11 protein-coding genes are annotated in these 16,853 nt (G+C 68.5%); 6 read left to right on the top strand and 5 right to left on the bottom strand.

The window, feature by feature from the left end:
• Position 1: 1 nt before the first annotated feature.
• From xylA to OXR08_RS02960, 3 genes are read right to left on the bottom strand one after another with little or no spacing between them, the layout of a single operon-like run.
• Positions 2-1,312, bottom strand: a complete 1,311-nt coding sequence (gene xylA, locus OXR08_RS02970) for a xylose isomerase (protein ID WP_267347524.1) — start codon at positions 1,310-1,312, stop codon at positions 2-4.
• 13 nt (positions 1,313-1,325) lie between these two features.
• The gene (gene xylB, locus OXR08_RS02965) at positions 1,326-2,765 is read right to left on the bottom strand and encodes a xylulokinase (protein ID WP_267347522.1); all 1,440 of its coding nucleotides are present in this window, start codon (positions 2,763-2,765) and stop codon (positions 1,326-1,328) included.
• Between the two features lie 34 nt (positions 2,766-2,799).
• A complete protein-coding gene (locus OXR08_RS02960; protein WP_267347520.1) occupies positions 2,800-3,915 on the bottom strand; it encodes a glycoside hydrolase family 43 protein in 1,116 nt (371 codons plus the stop codon).
• A 163-nt stretch (positions 3,916-4,078) separates the two neighbouring features.
• Here OXR08_RS02960 and OXR08_RS02955 point away from each other — a divergent pair, with 163 nt between their 5' ends.
• Positions 4,079-5,140 carry a LacI family DNA-binding transcriptional regulator gene (locus tag OXR08_RS02955; protein ID WP_112382505.1) on the top strand — a complete coding sequence of 354 codons (1,062 nt, stop codon included), beginning with the start codon at positions 4,079-4,081 and terminating at the stop codon, positions 5,138-5,140.
• A gap of 33 nt (positions 5,141-5,173) precedes the next feature.
• Complete coding sequence (locus OXR08_RS02950) at positions 5,174-7,141, top strand: glycoside hydrolase family 97 protein (RefSeq protein WP_267347516.1); 1,968 nt, start codon at positions 5,174-5,176, stop codon at positions 7,139-7,141.
• Positions 7,142-7,183: 42 nt separating this feature from the next.
• Here OXR08_RS02950 and OXR08_RS02945 read toward each other — a convergent pair whose 3' ends face one another.
• Together OXR08_RS02945 and OXR08_RS02940 are read right to left on the bottom strand one after the other, a co-directional pair.
• Entirely contained in the window at positions 7,184-9,196 is a 2,013-nt protein-coding gene (locus OXR08_RS02945; protein ID WP_267347514.1) for a GDSL-type esterase/lipase family protein, read from the bottom strand.
• Between the two features lie 58 nt (positions 9,197-9,254).
• Positions 9,255-10,895, bottom strand: coding sequence for a Na+/H+ antiporter (locus OXR08_RS02940; RefSeq protein WP_112382667.1), 1,641 nt, complete (start codon positions 10,893-10,895; stop codon positions 9,255-9,257).
• Between the two features lie 298 nt (positions 10,896-11,193).
• Between OXR08_RS02940 and OXR08_RS02935 the strand changes: the two genes are divergently transcribed.
• Genes OXR08_RS02935 through OXR08_RS02920 form a run of 4 tightly spaced genes read left to right on the top strand, consistent with a single transcriptional unit; the run spans position 11,194 to position 16,135 of the window.
• Positions 11,194-12,369 carry a PepSY domain-containing protein gene (locus tag OXR08_RS02935; RefSeq protein ID WP_267347512.1) on the top strand — a complete coding sequence of 392 codons (1,176 nt, stop codon included), beginning with the start codon at positions 11,194-11,196 and terminating at the stop codon, positions 12,367-12,369.
• Positions 12,366-12,527, top strand: a complete 162-nt coding sequence (locus OXR08_RS02930; protein WP_267347510.1) for a hypothetical protein — start codon at positions 12,366-12,368, stop codon at positions 12,525-12,527. Before OXR08_RS02935 ends, OXR08_RS02930 begins: the two co-directional genes overlap by 4 nt.
• Before the next feature lie 20 nt (positions 12,528-12,547).
• Entirely contained in the window at positions 12,548-14,716 is a 2,169-nt protein-coding gene (locus OXR08_RS02925) for a TonB-dependent receptor (protein ID WP_267347508.1), read from the top strand.
• Between the two features lie 45 nt (positions 14,717-14,761).
• Complete coding sequence (locus OXR08_RS02920; protein WP_267347506.1) at positions 14,762-16,135, top strand: FAD/NAD(P)-binding protein; 1,374 nt, start codon at positions 14,762-14,764, stop codon at positions 16,133-16,135.
• Positions 16,136-16,853: the final 718 nt, after the last annotated feature.

Here is a 16,853-nt window from a genome sequence, read left to right as displayed (position 1 = left end):
CTTACTGGAAGCGGTTGAGCAGGTTTTCGATCCGCTCCTGTCGGCCGGAGCGGGGGCGGGGGTCGATCGCGCGCGCTTCCGCCAGGTCGGCGATCCCGGCGAGGTCGAGGGCGGCGATCGCCTGTCCGAATTCGCCGTCCCAGCCGGCATAGCGCTCCGCCTTGATCGCATCCAGCCGGCCGTCCTCGATCAGCGCGGCGGCGTTCAGCAGGCCCTTCGCGACGGTGTCGATGCCGCCGACATGGCCGTAGAACAGGTCGACCGGCTCCATCGACTGGCGCCGCACCTTGGCGTCGAAGTTGAAGCCGCCGGTGGTGAAGCCGCCCGCGCGCAGGATCTCCAGCATCGCCAGCGTCATCTCCTCGACCGAGTTGGGAAACTGGTCGGTGTCCCAGCCATTCTGGTGATCGCCGCGATTGGCGTCGATCGACCCGAAGATGCCCAGCGCACCCGCGGTCGCGATCTCGTGTTCGAAGGTATGGCCGGCAAGCGTCGCATGGTTCGCCTCGATGTTGACGCGAACCTCGTCCTCCAGCCCGTAGCGCTTCAGGAATCCGTACACGGTGGCGGTGTCGAAGTCGTACTGGTGCTTGGTCGGCTCGTGCGGCTTGGGCTCGATCAGGATCGTGCCCTTGAAGCCGATCTTGTGCTTGTGTTCCACCACCAGCGTCAGGAAGCGGCCGAGATTGTCCAGCTCGCGACCGAGATCGGTGTTGTGCAGCGTTTCATAGCCTTCGCGACCGCCCCACAGCACATAGTTCGCGCCGCCAAGGCGATGCGTCGCCTCCAGCGCGTCGCGCACCTGCACCGCGCCGAATGCGAAGACCTCCGGGTCCGGATTGGTCGCGCCGCCCGCCGCGAAGCGCGGATGGCCGAACAGGTTCGCCGTGCCCCACAGCAGCTTGCGGCCGGACGATCCTTGCAGCTGCTCCAGATGATCGACCGCTTCGGCGAACAGGCGGCGATGCTCGGCGACGCCGTGCGCATCGGCCATCACGTCGACATCGTGGAAGCAGTAATAGGGTATGTCGAGCTTGGAGAAGAAGTCGAACGCCACCTCGCGCTTGCTCGCCGCCGCCGCGCTGTCGTTCGCGCCGCGGTGCCACGGCCGGTCGAAGGTGCCGCCGCCGAACACGTCCGACCCCGGCCAGCAGAAGCTGTGCCAGAAACAGGCGGCAAAGCGCAGATGGTCCTCCATCCGCTTGCCCAGCACGATCCGGTCCTTGTCGTACCAGCGATAGGCGAGTTCATTGTCCGTATCGGGACCTTCATAGCGGATCGTCGGCACGTCGGCGAAGAAGTCGGTGGCCATTGGCTGCTCCTGTTCAGGGCTTGATACGGGGATAGGCGTCGCGGAAGGCGGCGTATTTCGGGGCGAGCCGGTCGATCAGGTCGCGTTCCGGCTCGACGATGTGGGACACGGGCGGGGCTATGCAGACGTCCGCCGGATCGCCGCCGTCGACCGCCAGTTGCGCCAGGCGTGCCGCGCCCAGCGCCGGCCCGACCTCGCCGCCCTGCAGATAGACCAGCGGCACCTGCATCGCGGCGGCGAGCGTTCGACCCCAGTAGCGCGACCGCGCACCGCCGCCGATCACCGCCAGCCGATCGATCGTCGTACCCGCGGCGCGGAGTACGCCGACGCCGTCCGCCAATGCGAAGGCGACCCCCTCCAGCACCGCCTGCGACAGCCGTTCGGGGCCGGTGTCATGGTCGAGGCGCAGGAAGCCGCCGCGCACCTGCGCGTCGTTATGCGGCGTCCGCTCGCCCGACAGATAGGGCAGGAAAAGCTCCGGGCCGGATGCCGGACCGGCGCGCTCGGCCTGCTCGAACACCGCCGCCGCCCCCGGCGCACCGGTCAGCCGCGCCACCCAGTCGATGCACGCCGCCGCCGACAGATGCACGCTCATCTGATGCCACATACCGGGCAGGCAATGGCAAAAGGCGTGAACCGCCCCTTGGGGATAGGGTTTGAAGCGGTCGTTCGCGACGAAGATCACGCCCGAGGTGCCCAGCGACAACAGGGCATCGCCGTCGCGGACCACCCCGACGCCGACCGCACCGGCGGCATTGTCGCCACCGCCGCCGGCGACGGGCACCGGGGCCATGCCCCAGCGCGCTGCGACTTCGGCACGCAACACACCCGAGATCGCCGATCCTTCCACCAGCCGCGGCATCTGTCCGACCCCAAGGCCGGTGGCCGCGAGCAGATCATCGCTCCACCGGCGTGCACCGACATCCAGCCACAGCGTACCGGCGGCGTCGGACATGTCGGAAACCTTCTCACCGGTCATCCGCAGTCGAACGTCGTCCTTGGGTAGCAGCACGGTGCGCGTCGCGGCGAACACGTCGGGTTCGTGACGGCGCACCCACAGCAATTTGGGCGCGGTGAAGCCGGGCATCGCCAGATTGCCCGCCACCGTGTGGAGGTCGGGCGCGGCGCGCTCCAGTTCCTCGCATTCGGCGTAGGAGCGCCCGTCATTCCAAAGGATGGCGGGGCGGAGCGGCCGGTCGTCGGCGCCCAGCAGCGTGGCGCCGTGCATCTGCCCGGCCAGCCCGATGCCCCGCACGCCGCGCCGCACGTCGGCATCGATCGCCTCGACCGCCGCGCAGGTCGCGTCCCACCAGGCATCCGCCGCCTGTTCGGACCACAGCGCCTGCGGCCGCTGCACGCCGAGCGGGGCGGTACCCTGCGCCACCACCGTGCCACCCGCGTCCAGCACCACCGCCTTCACGCCGGACGTGCCGATATCGATACCCAGGAACATGCGCGCTTCCTTATCCCCGCTCGGGGGGCAGGGGTTATTTCAGGACCGGGTTGATCGTCTTGATGGTGCCGTCGGGATTGTAGAACATCTCCGTCACCTTCACGTTGCGCAGCCGGGTCTGGCCGGACAGTTGCGTGTCGGCGTAGAACAGCCACCAGCGGCCGTCCCATTCGACGATCGAATGATGCGTCGTCCACCCCTCGACCGGCTCCATGATCCGGCCCTTGTAGGTGAAGGGACCATAGGGTGAGTCGCCGATCGCATAGACCAGGTAGTGCGTGTCGCCGGTCGAGTAGCTGAAGTAATATTTGCCCTTGTACTTGTGCATCCACGACGCTTCGAAGAAGCGACGGTCATGGTCGCCACCTTTGAGCGGCTGGCCGCGCTCATCCAGGATGACGACGTCGCGCGGCTTTTCCGCAAATTCGGTCATGCCGGGGTCCATCGCCGCGACTTTGGCGGCCAGCGCCGGCTTGTCATCCGCCTGCAGGTCGGTCTTCGATCCGTTCGGATCATAGGTGCCACTGGTATTGCGCTGAAGCTGCCCGCCCCAGATGCCGCCGAAATACATGTACGACTTGCCGTCATCATCGGTGAAGACGGCCGGGTCGATCGAGAAACTGCCCTTGATCGGCTGCGGATTGGGCTTGAATGGACCCATGGGGTTCTTCGAGGTGGCCACGCCGATCCGGAACGCGCCCTGCCGGTCCTTGGCGGGGAAATAGAGATAATAGGTGCCGTTCTTGTACGCCGCGTCTGGCGCCCACATCTGCTTTTCGGCCCAAGGCACCTGGGACACGTCCAGCGCGACCGGGCCGATCGTCACCGGGCCGCCGATCTTGTCCATGCTGAGCACGCGGTAGTCGCGCATCTCGAAATGGGCGCCCAGATCGTCCTCGGGCGTCGGTCCGTCGATATCGTGGCTGTTATAGACGTAGATCTTGCCGCCGAAGACATGCGCGGACGGGTCGGCGGTATAGATGTCGGTGACCAGCGGCTGCGACAGGTAACGCTTGGCCTGTCCTTTCGCATTGGCGGCGCTCTCGTTCGCGGCGGCGGCATTGCCGTCCGGACCGGCGGGGGAACAGGCGGCGATGGCGATGGCGAGTGCCAGCGCGGGCACGACAGACAGCGATCGGATGCGGCGCATTCGACGTCCTTCCTAATGACGGTCCTCTTGCCGGGACCATTTGCGATAGCGCTATCATAGAATTGGCCTTACATGTCGTGCAAGCACAATATGACCGGATCATCGGCAGCAAAACTTGCGCGGCTGATTGCGCTCGCCGCGCGATCGTGGAAGCTAGGGGAGCATGAGCCAGAAACCGACGCGCCGTACCCGTAGCGCTCCCACAATCAGCGACGTTGCCAAGGCTGCCGGCGTTTCCCTGATGACCGTGTCGCGCGTCATCAATGGCGAGAACAATGTCCGACCCGCCACCCGCGAGGCGGTGAACGCGGCGATCGCGGCGCTGAACTACGCGCCCAACCCGGCGGCACGCAGCCTGGCCGGCGCGGCGCAGATCCGGATCGGCATGCTCTACAGCAATCCGAGTGCCGGCTTTCTCAGCGAATTCCTGCTCGGCAGCCTCGACCAGGCATCGCGTTCCGACGTGCAGATCATTGTCGAGAAATGCGAGATCGGCGAGCATGAGGTGGAGGTCGCCCGCCACCTGATCGAGGGTGGCATCGACGGCATCGTGCTGCCGCCTCCTTTGTGCGAGGCCGATGCGGTACTCGCCGCGCTCAACCAGGCACGCATCCCCACCGTGCTGGTCGCCAGCGGCGAGCCGTGCGAGGCGATGCTGGCGGTGCGCATCGACGACCGTACCGCCGCGCTGGACATGACGCGCCACATCATGGCGCTGGGTCACCAGCGTATCGGCTTCATCCGCGGCAATCCCAATCTCACAGCCAGCGACCGGCGGTTTGAGGGGTACCGGGCGGCACTGGACGAGGCGGGGATCGCCTTTGACGAGGGGCTGGTGACGCAGGGGCTCTATACCTATCGCTCCGGGCTGGACGCGGCCGAACGGCTGCTGGAGCGCGACGATCCGCCATCGGCGATCTTCGCCTCCAACGACGACATGGCCGCCGCAACCGTCGCGGTGGCGCATCGCCGCGGGCTGGACGTGCCCGGCGACCTGACCGTGGTCGGCTTTGACGATACCACGCTGGCGACCGCCATCTGGCCCGAGCTGACCACCATCCACCAGCCCATCGCCGACATGGCCCGCGCCGCCGTCGAATTGCTCGTCTCGGCGATCCGCCGGCAGACGGGGGCGGCGGAGCCGCACCGGTTGCTCGATTTCAGCCTGATCCGGCGCCAGTCGGACGCAGCACCCAGGCGGCGTCCGCCCGCGCGGCTCGGCTGACGCACGCAACAATCGTATCAAAAGGGGATTAGCATGACGAACATCCGCCATGGGCTGTTGCTCGCCGCCACGTGTCTGGCCGGCGCATCGCCCGCCGCCGCGCAACAGGCGCTGACGCTCGCCTCGCCCGACGGGACCATCGTCTTCTCCCTGAACGGCAGCACCGGCGGTCCCCCGCAATTCCAGGTCGCCCGCCGCGGCGAACCGGTCATCGCCCCGTCCCCCCTCGGCTTCAACTTCACCGACGGCTCCCGCACCGACGCGCTCAGCGCACGCGAACTGCGCCGCTCGACCGCGGACCGGATGCTGCCGCTGGTCGCGACCAAAGCGGCCAGGGCGCGCGACCATTATAACGAGATGGTCGTGGCGCTTGCCGATCCGGCCGGTGCCCGCGCGGCCATCGAAGTGACGGTGCGTGCCTATGACGACGGCATCGCCTTTCGCTACACCATGCCGGGCGGTGCCAAGCCCACCGAGATCCGCGTCGAGCGGACCGGTTTCTCCTTCCCGACCGACGACAAATGCTGGGGCCTGAACGTCGGCCGCTTCACCTCCAGCCATGAGGGTTATTATGACCCTCTGACGATCAGCCAGCTTCGACCGACCGACCTGTACGACAATCCGCTGCTGTGCCGCACGCCCAGCGGCGCGACCAACTTCATGCTGACCGAGGCTGATCTGACCGATTATCCGGGCAGTTACTTTGCCGGGCGCGGAGATGGCGGCCTGGGGGTCGAGGTGGTGCAGGCGATGCTGCCGGGCGAGTTGCGGACGGCGGTGCGCAAGGCAGCGGGGCAGGCGGTGGTAACGCCGTGGCGCGTGGTGCTGATGGCGGACAAGGCAGGGGACCTGATCGCGTCGAACACGATCGGCAACCTCAATCCGCAGGCGAGCGGCGACTGGTCGTGGCTAAAGCCGGGCAAGTCCGCCTGGGACTGGTGGTCCGGGCCATATTTCCCCGGTCAGGCGCCCGGGCCGATGACCATGACCGGCCTGAAGAAGCTGATCGACTTTGCCGGTCAGGCGGGGCTGCCCTATCTGCTGGTCGACGAGGGATGGGCACTGAACTCGGGCGTCGGCGGCTCGGCGCCGCCCGATACCGACATCACGAAGACGCAAAGCAGCCTGAACATGCCCGAGCTGGTCGCCTATGCAAAGGCGCGGCGCGTCGACCTGTTGCTCTGGCTGCAATGGAGCCAGCTCGATCAGCGGCTGGAGGAAGCGCTCGATCAATATGCCCGCTGGGGGATCAAGGGCATCAAGGTCGACTTCATGGATCGCAACGACCAGCCGATGGTGAATTATTATCACCGCGTGCTGGCGGCGGCGGCCAAGCGGCACCTGATGGTCGACCTGCACGGCGCCTATCCGCCGACCGGTCTGGCGCGGACCTGGCCCAACTTCGTCACGCAGGAAGGCGTGATGGGGGCGGAATATAACAAATGGTCGCGCCTCATCACCGCGCGGCACAACGTCAATCTCGCCTTTACGCGCATGGTGCTGGGCCCGCTCGACTATACGCCGGGGGGCTTTCGCAACCGCACGCCGGCCAACTTCCAGATCGTCAACAGCCCGCCCCAGGTGCAGACGACGCGCGGCGCGGCACTTGCCATGTATGTGGTCTGGGAAAGCCCGCTGCAGATGGTCTCCGACAGCCCGGACGCCTATGCTGGCCAGCCGGAATTCGGCTTCATCCAGGCGGTGCCCACCGTGTGGGACGAAACCCGTTTCCTCGACGGCGACATCGACAGCCATGTCGTCATCGCCCGGCGCAAGGGACGGGACTGGTATATCGGCGCGATGACAACCGAACAGGGCCGCCCCGTCACCCTGCCGCTCAATTTCCTCGGCAAGGGGCGGTTCAAAGCGGAGATCTGGCAGGACGGGGCCGCCGCCGACCGGGCGGTGCGCAGCGACCGCACCGTTTCCGCGGAGGACAGCCTGTCGCTGCTGCTGGCGCCTTCGGGGGGCGCCGCCGTGCGCCTGACGCCGGCGGGGTAGGATGGTTCGCGCAGAGGCGCGTTCTTCGCGCCTCTGCGGGAGCTATTGGCAGATGCCCGCAGGCGGCCCTGCCGGCTTGGGCATCGGCAAGGAGGCGGTAGGTCCGGGCCGAGAGGGATCGACCGCCGCGGCGTAGAAGGGCGCACGCTCCACCTCGGCCAGCGGTGCGAAGCGGAAGCCCATGGCGCGGTACATCGCCAGCAATCGAGGCAGCATGCGGGCGGTGAACGCACCGGCATGCATCAGCACCACCTGCGGCGTTTCACCCCCGGCAGCCCTTGCCGCCGCCGCCGAGGCGCGCGCGTCGGCCAGATATGCCGCCTCCAGCCGGGCCACCGCGCCGGCATCACCCTTTGCCGCGCATGCCGCGTAAGGCGCATTCCAGTCATAATCGGCAAAGCTCGTCGTGACCGCCGCGATCCGGTAGCCGCCTCTGGCAAGCGATCGGCGCGCCGCTTCGCGCACGTCCGGGTCACGCCCTTCGTTCAGAAAGGGATAGCGGAACCAGTGCCAGTCGCCTTTCGCCACGCGCCTCAGCACCGCCTCGTTCTGCGCGAGGTCGGCCGCAAACCCCGCCGCGCCCAGCGTGTCGAGCGCGGCGTGCGCATAGCCGTGACTGCCCAGCGCCAGTCCCGCACCGGTCCAGGCGGCGATCGCGGCGGCGCTGTCCTTCGGCGTATCCGTGCCGAAGCCGCCGTTGAGGAAGCCGAATGCCGGTGCCTTTTCCGCCGCCAGCGCCGCGGCGATCTGCTCCACCACCTTTGTCCGCGAGGCGCCCGGCGGCAGGGGGCCATGCGCCGGCAGGTCGTCAAAGGTCAGCGCCATCGGCGTTGCCGCGGCAGGCGCGAACAGCCCCAGCGGCACCGCCTCGCCCATCGCACGATAACCCGCCTCGGACGGGTGGAGGTGATCGCCGGAGTCATATTGCGGGGCCAGCCGGTCGGGCGCGGCGGGATCGCGCATCACCGCGTCAAAATCGACCACCGCATCGAACGTGCCGCTTTCGCGGATGAAGCGGTTGATCGCCTGCCGGTCGGCCTCCAGTTCCGGTCCGGGATGGTAATAGTCGTTGCCGCCCATCGGCATGATCGTGCCCCCGATCACGCGGATGCCGCGGGCATGCGCCTTGGCGACCATGTCGGTGAAAGCGGCGGTGATCCGCCGGACGAGTTCGGCATGCGCGGCGGGCGTCGCCGGAGCATCACGCGTCAACGTGCCGAGGTCGTTCACCCCCTCCAGCAGGATGGCCCAGCGCGCGCCGCTGCGATCCAGCACGTCGCGCTGGAAACGGTCGATCAATCGCGACCCGCTGCCGTCGTTCAACACGCGGTTGCCGCCGATCCCGGCATTCACCAGCCCGATCGTCCGGGTCGAGGCGTTGCCGCGTAAGCGTGCGGCCAGCACATCGGTCCAGCGGCTGTTACGCTCCGGCTTCACGCCGTAGCCGTCGGTGATCGAATCCCCCACCGCGACGATCGCGGCGGGACGGGCCGCCTCCACGTCGATGCCGGCCAGCCAGTACCAGCGCGTCACCGCCTCGGCCCCCGGCAGGTCGACGTCCGTCACATGGTTGCCAATGCTCAGGAAGCTGGTGGCGCGCGCGCCGGGGTGACCGGTCTGCGGCGCCGGCACGCGGGGTAGGTACAGGCTGACCGCAACATCGGCGGCGGGCGGCAGGGTCATGGCAACGGCGTCGGACCAACGTTCCTGGCCGGCCGGGATGGTGACGGAGGCCTTGCCGGAGAAGCGCAGCGGCCGCGCCTCGCTCGCGCGCGGCGTGCCGGGGGCAGGGGCCAGTGCCACCGCCGCGGCATCGATGGTCAGCGGTTCGGTGCCATGGACATTGGACAGCAGCACGCGCATCCGCCTGCTACCGGCCGAGACGCGCACGATCTGGCGCAGCGTGACGTCGCGGGACCGGGTGGCCGGCCACGCAGTGTCGCCCCCCGTCGCCACCTGTGCGGCACCCCAGCTTCCCTGCCAGCGATCGGCCGCCGCTGCCGGTGCCGCAAGCACGGCCAGCACGCCCGCCGCCAAAGCCAAACCCTGCCGCATCGCCCCTCCTGCATATCGATCGCGCTACCTAAGCGTCTCGCGCGACCGGGGGCAAGGATCAGCGCGCGGTGGAAAGCCGGGCGTCGAGCAGATCCAGTTCGCGCCCCAGCCGGCTTGCGGTGTCCATGTTGATCTCGCGCGTCTGCGCCAGGTCGAAGATTGCCTTGCGCTCGGCCCGGATCGCGGCGAGGCGCATGATGCGCTCCGTGCCTTCCCATTCGTCCTGCCGCTTCGTCTCGGTGTCGTCCGACAGGCTGTCGATCCGGTCGCGATAGCCATCCATCAGGCGCGCGGCGATCTCGACATAATGGTCGGCATCCTCGCTGTTCTCGCTCATCCGGTGCTGTTCCTTTTCCAGCGCCGCGATCGCCGCCTGCGCGCCGATGCGCCGCGCCCGGTCGCGCTCCGCCTCCGTGCCATGCTCCGGCGGCAGGTCGAGCCCGCGCAGCAGCAGCGGCAGCGCGACGCTGGCGATCACCAGCGAGGCGAGGATCACGCCCGAGGCGAGGAAGATCGCCAGGTCGCGCGCCGGAAAGGGGCTGCCGTCGTTCATCGCCAGCGGCAGCGTCAGCACACCGGCCAGCGTGATCGCGCCGCGCGCGCCCGCCACCGACATCGCGGCCACGATGCGGCGCGGCGGGCTGACATGCGTGCCGTCGCGGCGCCGTGTGCGGAACAGCGTGAAGCGCAGCGACACCCACACCCAGGCGAAGCGCAGCAGCGCCAGCCCGCCGACGATCGCGGCGACATAGACGCCCAGCCACCACGGGCTGTCATGCCCGGTCGACACCACGGTGTCGCGCGCGGCGGCGAACACCTCGGGCATCTGTTCGCCCAGCAGCACGAAGATCACGCCGTTCAGCGTGAATTGCAGCATGTCCCACACCGCCCGCCGGCGGATGCGCGTCGCCGCCATCACGCTGGCCCAGGCGGTGGTAAAGGTCATCGACAGGCCGGCGGCGGCGGCGGCCAGCACGCCCGAGGCATGGACATGCTCCGCCGCAAGATAGGCCGCGAACGGGATGAGCAGGCTGACCAGGATGTTCGATCCGGAATCGTCGCCGAAGCGGCGCGCGAACCAGCCCTTGGCCGCGGTGATGCCCCATGTGCAGCCGACGCCGATCGCAACGCCCGCCAGCGCCATCCATGCAAAGGTCAGCGCCGCCTCGCCGAGCGAGAAGGTGCCGGTCAGTGCCGCCGCAATGGCGAAGCGCAGGCAGACGAGACCCGATGCGTCGTTCAGCAGCGATTCCCCCTCCAGGATGTGCATCATCCGGCGTGGGATCGGGACCTTGGCGGCGATGGCCGACACCGCGATCGGATCGGTCGGCGACACCACGGCGGCCAGTGCGAAGGCGACGGCGTAGGGCATGGCCGGGATCATCCAGTGGATGAACCACCCCATGCCAAGGACCGTCAGAAAGACGAGGCCCAGCGCCAGTCCCAGCACGGCACCACGGTCCTTGAACAATTCGTCCTTGGGAATGCGCCATCCATCCAGGAACAGCAGCGGCGGCACGAACAGCAGGAAGAAGAGTTCAGGATCGAGCGTGACCCGGACATGCGCGATGGAACCGATGGCGATGCCCAAGCCGATCTGGACGAGCGGCCGGGGCAAAGCCGATGGCAGCAGGCGGGAGATCATGCCGCTCACCACGACGGCGAGCAACAGCACAAGGCACAGGGTCACGATTTCCAAACCGGGCATCTCCTTTTCGAACGGGGTCGGCCAATACATGGCGCAGCGGGAGGCAATGCTCCACCCCGAATGCTGATTTTTTAGGCAGATGGCGTGAAAAGCGTGGAGCTATGCGCCACGGCGCACCCCATTCGGTATGGCTGACGTGCAATGGACCCGTGCCGCGGCAGGGATCGGCCGGCGGCGGTCAGCGGCCAGTTACCACGAAAATGCGATCGCCTTGCAACGGGCCGGGCAATCGCGCATAGCGGCAAACCATGATAATGCGTCGCAATTATGCCCGGCGGGCCGTCCGGCGATGACCCGGCGGACGGTGCGCGCATGGTATCTGGTCCACAAATGGACCAGCCTGATCTGCACGCTGTTCCTGCTGATGCTGTGCCTGACCGGGCTGCCGCTGATCTTCCATGAGGAAATCGATCGCTGGACCGGTCATGCCCCGCCGCTGGTCGGTCCGGCCTCGTCCGGGGAGGGGGCCGGACTGTTGCCGCTGGATACCGTCATGGCGCGCGCGCTTGCCACCCGTCCCGGTGCGGTGCCGCTCTACATGGCGTTCGACAATGCCTCGCCGATGGTCACCGTCACCACCGGGCCGCGGGCGGGCGCGGCGGTGGAGCAGATGACGCTGCGATTCTTCGATCGCACGACGGGTCGCGAGGTCGGCCAGGAGGCCGGCGGCGGCGTGATGGACTTTCTGCTGCAACTGCACCGCGACATGTTCCTGGGGCTGCCGGGCATGTTCTTCCTGGGCGCGATGGGGCTGTTGTTCGTCGTCGCGATCGTGTCGGGCGTGGTTCTTTATGCGCCGTTCATGCGCAAGCTCGACTTCGGCACGCTGCGCACCGGTCGCAGCCGGCGGATCAAGTGGCTCGACTATCACAATCTGCTCGGCATCGTCGCGCTCGCCTGGATGACCGTGGTTGGGGCGACCGGCGTCATCAACGCGCTCGCCAGCCCGATCATCGACCTGTGGCGGGTCGGCGCGCTGGCGGAGATGACGCAGGCCTATGCGGGGCGTGCCGTGCTGCCGCCGTCGCGCTACGGCTCGCTCGACCGCGCGATGGCGGCGGCGCGGCTGGCGGCGCCGGGCAGCGCACCGCAGTTCATTGCCTTTCCCGGCACTCCCTATAGCAGCCGGCACCATTATGCGGTGTTCCTGCAGGGTACCACGCCGCTGACCGAGCGGCTGCTGATCCCGGCGCTGGTCGATGCCGAGACGGGCCGCCTAACCGACAGTCGCCCGCTGCCCTGGTATGTGAAGATGCTGCTGCTGTCGCAGCCGCTCCATTTCGGCAATTATGGCGGCCTGCCGCTCAAGATCCTGTGGGCGGTGCTGACCGGCTTCACGGTCGTCGTGCTCGGCTCGGGCATCTATCTCTGGCTCGGCCGCCGCCGCGCACCGCTGGAGGCGCGGGTGCGCGAGGTCGAGACGGGCGGCATCGTCGCGGCGCCCGTGGTGGTGGTGGTGGTATGATCCGCTCGACCTTTGCCATGCCCGTCCTGCTCGCGCTCGCCAGCATCCTGGGGCTCGTCGTCGCGCTGACCGGTGACGGCGCGCGTGATGTCCTTTCCTGCGCCGCGCTCGCGCTGCCGATCGTCGCGGTCGGCTGGGCGATGCGCCGCCGCACCTGATCCGTACCAAAGGAAGATCGATGAACGTTTCCACCCGTCGCCTGGCCGTGTTGCTGGCCGGCGCCAGTGCCCTCCACGCCGTCCCCGCCACCGCTCAGGACCGCGCCGGTGACGACGAGATCCTGGTGACCGCGCAGGGGCAGAATGCGACGCAGGTCGTGTCCGCCGGCTCGGTCGGCGTGCTGGGCGACAAGCGCGGCGAGGACGTGCCGTTCAGCATCCGCAGCTATAACGAGGCGCTGATCCTCAACCAGCAGCCCCAGACGCTGGGGCAGGTGCTGGAAAATGACCCGACGATCCGCACCACCTATGGTTTTGGCAATGCCGCCGAACAGTTCGTCATCCGCGGCTTCACGCTCTACGGCGACGATGTCGGGCTGAACGGGCTGTACGGCATCACCCCGCGCCAGTTGATCGCGCCGGAGCTCTATCAGGAGGTGCAGGTGCTGAACGGCGCCACCGCCTTCCTGAACGGGGCGGCGCCCGGCGGCACCGGCATCGGCGGCAGCGTCAACCTGATCGCCAAGCGGGCGGGGGATGCGCCGCTGACCCGCATCACGGGCAACTACACCTCCGACAGCCATTTCGGCGGCAGCTTCGACGTGTCGCGCCGCTTCGGCGATGACGGCGCCTGGGGGGTGCGGATCAACGGTGCGGGGCGCAGCGGCGACGTCGCGATCGAGGACGAGTTCCGCAGCAGCTACGTCATCGGCGGCGCGATCGACTACCGGGGCGCGGCGGTGCGCCTGTCCGCCGACCTCGGCTATCAGCGGGTCAGGATCCGCGGCCTGCGCCCCAAGGTCACGATCGGTGCCGGTGCGGCGATCCCGGCGGTGCCCGACGCCGATGCCAATTACGCGCAACCCTGGACCTATTCGACGCTGCGCGACGTGTTCGGTACGGTGCGGGGTGAGTGGGATTTGGCGGACGGTGCGATGCTGTGGGCGCAGGCCGGGGCGCGCGACGGGTCGGAGCGCGGGCTGTATAGCGGTCTGACCATCAACGACGCCGCGACCGGCGCGGCCACCGGCACCGCGCTGTTCGTGCCGCTGACCGCGAACAACGAGGCGGCACAGGGCGGACTGCGCGTCAAGCTGGCCGGCGCCGGGATCAGCCACGAGATCAATGTCGGCGGCAGCCATATCTGGCAGGTCAATCGCAACGCCTACGACTTCCTCTACGGCCCTGGCTTCGCGGGGTTCGCCACCAACCTGTACGACACGCCGGTCGCCACCATCCCGAGCTCGACACTGGTCGGCGGCAATCTCGACGATCCCTTCCCGGTCAGCCGCACCCGGCTGGGCAGCGTCTTCGCGTCCGACATGCTGGGCTTCTTCGAGGATCGGCTGCTGGTGACCGCGGGCCTGCGCCTCCAGACGATCGCGGTGAAGGGCTATGCGATCACGAACGGCGCACTTGCCACCCGCTATGACGAGGATGCGATCACCCCCGTGGTCGGCATCGTCTTCAAGCCGACGCCGACCCTGTCGGTCTACGCCAACCGGATCGAGGGGTTGCAGCAGGGGCCGACCGCGTCGACCACCGATACGACGCTGATCAACCCCGGCGAGATCTTTGCGCCGTTCAAGTCGGTGCAGTATGAGGTCGGCGCCAAGTTCGCGATCGGTGCGATCAACGCCAGCCTCGCCGCCTTCACCACCGATCTGCCCAGCGCCTATGCGATCCCCGATCCGCAAGGGACCGGGTTCAATCGTTTCGGCGTGTTCGGCAAGCAGCGCAATCGCGGGCTGGAATTCACGCTGGGCGGCGAGCTGACCCGCGGGCTGCGGCTGATCTCGGGCGTCTCGGTGCTGGATACCGAACTGCGCGACCAGGCGCTGGTCGCCAATGAGGACAATACCGCCCCCGGCGTGCCCGAATGGCTGGCCAACGCCAATGTCGAATGGGACCTGTCCTTCGTCCCCGGTCTGACGCTGACCGGCCGTGTCGTGCACACCGGCGAGCAGCAGGTGAATGCGGCCAACACGCGTTTGATCGGCGACTGGACGCGTTTCGACCTGGGCGCGCGCTATGTCGCGGTGATCGGCGAGATGCCGCTGACCTTCCGCTTCGCGGTCGATAACGTCGCCAACCGCCGTTATTGGGCGTCGGCCTTCGATACGTCGTCGCAGGCGCTGTTGCAGGGCGCCCCGCGCACCTTCAAGCTGTCCGCCTCGATCGACCTGTGAGCGAGCGGTAGCCATGGCGGGGGCCATCGCCTAGTCTGTGCGGCGATGGCCCAATCCGACCTGCTTCTCGCCGCCGACGCAGATCATGTCGTGATCGTCGGCGCCGGTTTCTCGGGCACCCTGCTCGCGATCAACCTGCTCCGGCATCAAGGGCCGCGCGTGACCCTGGTCGAGCGGCGGCCCGAGCAACTGGCGCGCGGCGTCGCCTATAGCGCGGCGCATCCCGATCACCTGCTCAACGTCCGCGCCGAGCGGATGAGCGCCTTGCCCGACGAACCCGGCCATTTCGTCGAATGGCTGGCGCGCGAGGGCAAGGGGGATCGCCACAGCTTCGTGCCCAGGCGCATCTACGGCGCCTATCTGCGCGCCATGCTGGATGCCGCCACCGCACAGGCGGGCGGGCGGCTGCGACTGGTGACGGGCGAGGTCTGCGCGATCGACCGTCCCGGCTCTGGCGTCACGCTGGCCATGGCCGATGGTACGAGGATCGCCGCCGACGTCGCGGTGCTGGCGCTGGGCAACCTGCCGCCGCACACCCCGCCCGGCATCGACCCGGCGGTCCCCGGCTATTGCCCCGATCCGTGGAGCGCGGACATCGCGCAAGGGCTGGCGGACGACGACCGCGTCATTCTGGTCGGCACCGGCCTGACCGCGATCGATGCCGCGCTCCTGCTCGATGCGCGCGGCTTTCGCGGCGAGATCCTCGCCCTGTCCCGTCGCGGCCTTGCCCCGCGCCGCCATGCCGAGGGCGCCCATGTCCCCGGCCTGCGCGACCGGCCGCAGGGGCGTCCCTCCGCGCTGGTCGCCACCGTCCGCGCGCGCGCGCAGGAGATCGGCTGGCGCGGTGCGGTGGACGAGCTGCGCCCGGTGACGCAGATGCTGTGGGGCGCGACCGACGATGCCGATCGCCGCCGCTTCCTCCGCCACCTGCGCCCTTATTGGGACGTCCACCGCCACCGCCTCGCGCCGCAGGTGGCCGATCGGGTCGACGCGCTCGTGGACAGTGGGCGCTTGCGGTTCGTTGCGGGCAAGTCGGTCGCGACCGAGGCCGCATCGACCGGCCTGACGCTGCACTGGCGCCCGCGCGGAACGGACCGGGTGGAGCGCACGCCCGCCGCGCGCCTCGTCAACTGTACCGGGCCGCAGGGCGACCTGCTGCGCTCGGACGAGCCGCTGATCCGTCATTTGCTGGTTGAGGGCGCGATTCGTCCCGACCCCTTGCGCCTCGGCCTGGAGGTCGATCGCCAGTCGCGCGCGATCGATGCGGGTGGTGAGGCGCAGGACCGGCTCTACTGCATCGGCCCGATGACGCGGGGTGGCTTGTGGGAGGCGGTTGCGGTGCCCGATCTGCGCCAACAGGTCTGGGACCTCGCGCGGCGGCTGTCCCATGCGCAGTGGGTGGGGGGCGAGGGGCTTTAGGTTTTCACGCGAAGACGCGAAAATTTCGGTTCACGCGAAGCCGCGAAGAAGGAAGAAGGTGGTTCGCGCGGAGACGCGGAGACGCGGAGGATGTTCCGCCCGCGGCCCATGTTCCGAGCCGCCAGCGGCGGCTCATGCAATGGCGAGCAGGGTTATGGAAGGTCTCGCTGACGCGAGACGGGGGCCGCCGACGCAATCTCCGCGTCTCCGCGTCTCCGCGTGAACCCCTTCCTCTTCGCGGCTTCGCGTCTTCGCGTGATCAAATCACGCCGTATGCCCCGGCGCCAGCAGGTCTGGGACCTCGCGCGGCGACTGTCCCATGCGCAGTGGGTGGGGGCGAGGGGCGTTAGGTTTTCACGCGAAGACGCGAAGCCGCGAAGAAGGAGGAAGGAAGAAGGTGGTTCGCGCGGAGACGCGGAGACGCGGAGTATGTTCCGCCCGCGGCCCATGTCCCGAGCCGCCAGCGGCGGCTCATGCAATGGCGAGCAGGCATGTGGAAGGTCTCGCTGAGGCGAGACGGGGCCAACAACGCAATCTCCGCGTCTCCGCGTCTCCGCGTGAACCCCTTCCTCTTCGCGGCTTCGCGTCTTCGCGTGATCAAATCACGCCGTATGCTCCGGCGCCAGCAGGCCTGGGACCTCGCGCGGCGGCTGTCCCACGCGCAGTGGGTGGGGGCGAGGGGCTTTAGGTTTTCACGCGAAGACGCGAAGCCGCGAAG

Source organism: Sphingomonas sp. GM_Shp_2, assembly GCF_026540875.1.
Taxonomy (GTDB): Bacteria; Pseudomonadota; Alphaproteobacteria; order Sphingomonadales; family Sphingomonadaceae; genus Sphingomonas; species Sphingomonas carotinifaciens.
The sequence above is the reverse complement of the archived record's forward strand: the minus strand, read 5'-3'. Positions and strand labels throughout refer to the sequence as shown.